Annotated in this window: 4 protein-coding genes; 1 reads left to right on the top strand and 3 read right to left on the bottom strand. The window is 62.4% G+C overall.

Translation table 11 applies throughout. The features are described 5' to 3' along the window. Window positions 1–816 (top strand): LysM peptidoglycan-binding domain-containing protein (locus tag ACC569_RS13650; protein ID WP_372524086.1); only part of this gene is annotated, 816 nt, incomplete at its 5' end. Window positions 817–831: 15 nt separating this feature from the next. Here the strand turns inward: ACC569_RS13650 and ACC569_RS13645 are convergent. The 3 genes from ACC569_RS13645 to ACC569_RS13635 all read right to left on the bottom strand — a co-directional run. Continuing rightward, a complete protein-coding gene (locus ACC569_RS13645) occupies window positions 832–2,859 on the bottom strand; it encodes a dipeptide ABC transporter ATP-binding protein (protein WP_372524085.1) in 2,028 nt (675 codons plus the stop codon). A gap of 687 nt (window positions 2,860–3,546) precedes the next feature. Then, on the bottom strand, window positions 3,547–4,947 hold the full coding sequence (locus ACC569_RS13640) for an ABC transporter permease (protein ID WP_372524084.1): 1,401 nt from the start codon (window positions 4,945–4,947) through the stop codon (window positions 3,547–3,549). 4 nt (window positions 4,948–4,951) lie between these two features. Beyond that, the coding region (locus tag ACC569_RS13635; RefSeq protein WP_372524083.1) for an ABC transporter permease at window positions 4,952–5,515 on the bottom strand (564 nt) is incomplete at its 5' end.

The following is a 5,515-nucleotide window of genomic DNA, read 5'->3' as shown; positions in this document are numbered from 1 at the left end:
GCCTACAACGCGGGCGAAGGCAAAATCGGGCGCATGATGAAATACAACGAGCGCAAGGGAAAATCCACGGATTACGAGTACCTCAAGCTCAAGCGCGAGACGCAACATTACGTGCCGAAGCTCATGGCCATGGTCAGGATCGTCGCCGACCCGGACAAGTACGGCGTGAAGCTGGCCAGCATTCCGAACGAACCCTATTTTGCAACGGTCGAGACCGGCTCGCAGATTGACCTCGGCGTGGTGGCCAGACTGGTGGACATGCCGGTGGACGACCTGCACGACATCAATCCCGGCTACACGCGCTGGGCCACCGACCCCAACGGTCCGCACCAATTGCTGGTGCCGGCTAACAAGAAAGATGCCCTGATCGCGGGACTGAGCAACTTGCCGGAAGAGGAAAGGGTTCAGTGGCTTCACCATGTCGTCAAACGCGGCGACAGCCTGCATGAGATCGCGCGCCATTATGGCGTCACCGTACCGGTGGTCCGCACCGCCAACAGCCTGCGTAGCAACCTTTTGCGCAGCGGCCAGGACCTGCTGATTCCGATTTCCGCCCGTCCGTTGAAGCCGGAAGTGATTCGCACCGCCTACCGCGCTTCGACTTCACGTGCCGCCCAAGGCGAGCCGGTCATTCACCGCGTGCGCCGCGGCGAGACCCTGTCGAGCATCGCGCGCCGCTACAACGTGGTGGCTGGCCAATTGGCGAAGTGGAACCTCATGCAGATGAGCGATGTGCTGCGTCGCGGGCAGAAGCTCAAAATCTGGACCGGCGGTACCCCGACCGCCTCGATCGAAGTCTCCACGCCGAACGGCTAGCCGTTCCGTTTTCTTTTAGTTCTTCCCCGTCGTGAACAGATGGCAACGCGCCTCATGCGTGCCGCTGAATTCCGTTGTCGCGGGATATTGCCGGCGACAGATATCCATCGCCTGCGGACAGCGCGGATGGAAATGGCAGCCCGCCGGAGGATTGCTCGGCGAGGGCATGTCACCCTGCAGGCGGATGATGGTGCGGCGGTCCTTCGCCTCGATCACCGGCACCGCCGACAACAGCGCTTCAGTGTACGGGTGCTTCGGACTCTCCAGCACCTCGTCCACGCGCCCGCGTTCCACGATGCGCCCGAGATACATGACCGCCACCTCGTGCGCCAGGTACTCCACCACCGACAGGTTGTGCGTGATGAAGAGGTAGCTTAAACCCAGATCGTCCTGCAGGCCCTTAAGCAGGTTCAGGACCTGGGCCTGGACGGACACATCGAGCGCGCTGGTGGGCTCGTCGCACACGATCAGCTCCGGTTCGACCGCCAGCGCCCGCGCGATGCTGATGCGCTGGCGCTGACCGCCGGAAAACTCATGCGGGTAGCGCTGACGCGCCTCGGACGGCAATCCGACCTGTTGCAGCAGTTCCGCCACCCTGACCTGCCGTTCCACACGGTTGGCACCGATATCCTGGGCGCGCATGCCCTCTTCCAGGATCTCGCCGACCAGCATGCGCGGGTCGAGCGAGGCATAAGGATCCTGGAAAATAATTTGGAAGTGGCGTCGCAACGGCCGCAATTCATTTCCCTTCAGTTGCGTGAGTTCCCGGCCGTTGTACACCACGCGTCCCGCCGAGGGTGGCACCAGTTGCAAAATGCCCTTGCCGACGGTGGTCTTGCCGCAACCGGATTCGCCCACGAGCGCCAGCGTGCGGCCGCGCGCGATGTCCAGCGATACTCCGTCGACCGCCTTCACGTGACCCACGACATGCTGGAACACACCCTTGGTTATCGGGAAATGCACCTTGAGGTCGGCCACGTGCAACAGCGTTTCACCTGCCTTGCCGGTATCTGCTTTCGGTGCCTTTCTGGTTGTACGGCGGGATTTGACCGTCGAGGGTGGCGCCGAAACAGTGTCATCGTACAGGTGGCAGCGTACACCCCGGCTGTTCTGCGTCGTCCAGCCAGGGACTTTCTTGCGGCAGAGTTCCCAGGCCTGATCGCAGCGGTCGGCAAACCGGCAGCCGCGGAATGTCTGCCGCAGCGATGGTACGCTGCCGGCGATCACCTCCAGCGCCGCGCCGCGCTGCCCGCGTCCGGGGATGGAGCGGAACAGCTTGCGCGAATACGGATGCTTGGGTGAAGCAAAGAACTGTTTGCGCGAAGCGGATTCAACTATCTGCCCCGCGTACATGACGGATACACGATCGGCCATCTCCGCCACCACGCCGAGGTCGTGGGTGATGAGCAGTATCGCCATGCCGGTCTTTTTCTGCAGCTCCCTGAGCAAGCCCAGGATCTGCGCCTGGATCGTGACGTCGAGCGCCGTGGTCGGTTCGTCCGCGATCAGCAGGTCGGGCTGCGCCGCCAGCGCCATGGCGATCATGACGCGCTGCTTCATGCCGCCAGAGAGTTGATGCGGATACTCGTCGTAGCGCCGGTCGGCATCGGCAATGCCGACCGCGGCCAGCAGTTCCGCTACCTTGGCGCGACATTGCTTACGTGTCTGCCTGTCGGCCGCGGGCAGCGCTTCGCTGATCTGCTCGCCGATGGTCAGTACCGGGTTGAGCGAGGTCTGCGGCTCCTGGAAGATCATGGCAATGCGCTTGCCGCGAATATTGCGCATGTCGCGTTCGGGCAGCGTCAGCACGTCCTGATCGTCCAGACGCACGCTGCCAGCGGCGATGTGGCCGGCGGGTTGTGGCACAAGCTGCAGCAGCGACAGGGCCGAGATCGATTTGCCACAGCCGGATTCGCCGAGCAGTGCCAGCGTCTCGCCGCGCGCTATATGGAAGTCGATGCCGTCCACCGCACGCACCATGCCTTCCGGCGTGTCAAACCAGGTCTTGAGACCTTCGACTCTGAGCAGTTCTTTAGTGCTCATGGCGCCTCCAGAGGCGATGGCAGGTCGAGCGGCCTTCGGCCGTGTTTGTAGGCTTCGTTCCCTGCGCGTGGTTTTGTGTCGCCTGCGGCGACGCATACTTGTGGGTGGCTGACCCACGGCAGGTTCCTTTTCTTTGCTCGTGCAAAGAAAAGGAACCAAAAGAAACACGCCCCGGTCGCTTCGCCGCTCGCATACATCGCTCGCGGTACCCTGCGCGCCTCGCTTCAGCCGGGCGCTCGCCTAACTCGCCGGGCGCACACAACGCGCCTCGGGCTCGATCAAAAATCTCGCGAAGACTCCCGGCCTTGCTCGGTGCTCGGATCGCTTCGACGGGGGTGGGAGCAACCCACCTCAGGCCGATACGCAGAGGTGTTTTCAAACCCCCCTTGGTCAAGCCGAGTGACGCGTGAAGCCGAAGCACGGGCCCGCAGAGGCGCGGGCGGGAAGCCCGCGCGTGCGCATCCGGCGCAGGGATGCGCCGTATGCGCACCCCCTGAGGCAAACGCGGCGCGAGGGAACCCGCGGTGTTGGCGGGCGCCGACCAGGGGGTGCCCTTTCTTTTCGTCGCTTTTCTTTGGGCAAGCAAAGAAAAGCGACCCAGGGTGCAGGGGCGGAGCCACCCGCAATTAGGTTTTGAGTACGGCCGAAGGCCGCTCAACAATGAAGCATCAACATGTCGCATGCTTGTCACTTCCGCAACCTCGGATCAAACGCATCCCGTACCGCGTCGGAAAAAAGATTCGCCGACAACACGAGCCCGAACATGAACACAAACGCCGAGGCCAGACTCCACCAAACGACTGGCTCGCGCGCCATTTCCAGCCGCGCGCTGTTGATCATGTTTCCCCAGCTGTCCATGGTCGGGTCCACGCCCACCCCCACGTACGACAGCACCGCCTCGGCCAGCACCAGCCCGCTGAAATCCAGCACCACCGTAATGAGGATGATATGCATGACGTTGGGCAGGATATGACGCGCCATGACCGACGCGTGACTTGAGCCCAAAGCATGCGCGGCCTGCAGGTAATCCATCTCGCGCAGCTTCAAAGTCTCCCCGCGCAGCAGCCGGCACAGGCTGGTCCAGCTGGTCACGCCGAGGATCAGACACAGGAACAACAGCCGGATGTCGGCCCGCTCCGTCGCGCTATGGAACGAGTCGGGATGGTTGCCGACATAAACCTGCAGGCTAAGGATGGCGGCGGCGATCAGCAGCACGCCGGGAATCGAACTCAGTGTCGTGTAGGTGTACTGGATGACGTCATCCACCCAGCCGCGGAAATAACCGGCCATGATGCCGAACACGGCGGCGAACGGCAGCATCACCAGCGTGGTGAGCGTGCCGATCACGAGACCGGTGCGGATACTTTTCAGGGATTTGTAAAAGACGTCCTGGCCCACCTGGTCGGTGCCGAGGATGTGATAGACCTGCGAGAGGCTGACGACGTTCATGGTGAGCACAATCAAAATGCCCGTCGTCACCCAGACGGCGCGCCACGGTACTTGACTATCGCCGCGCACGAGTCGGCGAACCGCTTCAATCCACGATTCCATGCGCTCGCGCCACAACAACAGAAAACCCGCGACCAGCAGTATCCACAACGCTAGACCCGCCAGCGTGGCAAGGCCAACCCGCCGCGCAATGTCGGCCGCGCGCTCGTCCGGGTCTTGCAGATGCGCCCCGCCGTATAACAGGCGTGGATATTCCCGCGCGTGGCGACCGTCGGGATACTCCATGGTTTCCTTGGTGTAGGCCTGCACGGCAAACGGCGCGGAATAGGTTTTCTCCAGGCGCGTGCGTAGGCGTGTCGTCATCTTGTCCAGCAGACTCAATACCTCGTTCGAGTAGACCCGCTCACCCTGCATCTTGGTCTCAAGCAAAGGCCGGTAGTGCACCGAGTCCATGAGTCCCACGGCCACGTAGACCGACAAGATGACCAGGGAAGCCATGGCCATCGGCCGACGCGCTACCTGCCGCCAGGGCACACGTAGGTGCTCGTGGCGTAGGGTGTAGAACGCGAAGACAATCACCGACACCAGCAGCAGGTAGATCAGAAGATCGGTCCAGAGGAATTCGAGCTGGAATGGCATAGCGTCAGCTCAACCTCACGCGCGGGTCCACCAGCGTGTAGGTGATGTCGGTCAGGATCAGCCCCAGGATGTACAGCAGCGAGCCGAGGAACACCATGGCGCGCACGATGGCGAAGTCCTGCGAGTTGATGGCATCGATGGTATAGCTGCCCAGGCCGGGAATCCCGAAGAACGACTCCATGATCAGGCTGCCGGTGAACAGCAGCGGGATCACGACCACGACGCCGGTCAGAATCGGAATCATGGCGTTCTTGAGCACGTGACGGAACAACACGCGCAGTTCCGACAGACCCTTGGCGCGCGCGGTGCGAACGTAATCCTTGCCGATCTCCTCGAGAAAAAACGTGCGGTACAGACGCGTGCTCGAACCGATGCCGCTCACGACTCCGACCAATACCGGCAGCACCAGAAACTTGACCGCATCCACGCCGATGTCATAACCCGAGACCGGCACCAGGCGCAGCAGCATGCTGACCAGGTATTGCCCGCCGATGACGTAAAACAGCGCGGAGATGGACATCATGATGACGCACAGCACCACGCCGGCGGTGTCGAGATAACTACCGCG

The sequence above is a fragment of the Sulfuricaulis sp. genome (genome assembly GCF_041499725.1).
In the GTDB taxonomy this organism is placed as follows: domain Bacteria; phylum Pseudomonadota; class Gammaproteobacteria; order Acidiferrobacterales; family Sulfurifustaceae; genus Sulfuricaulis.
This window is presented reverse-complemented; position numbering and strand designations above follow the sequence as displayed.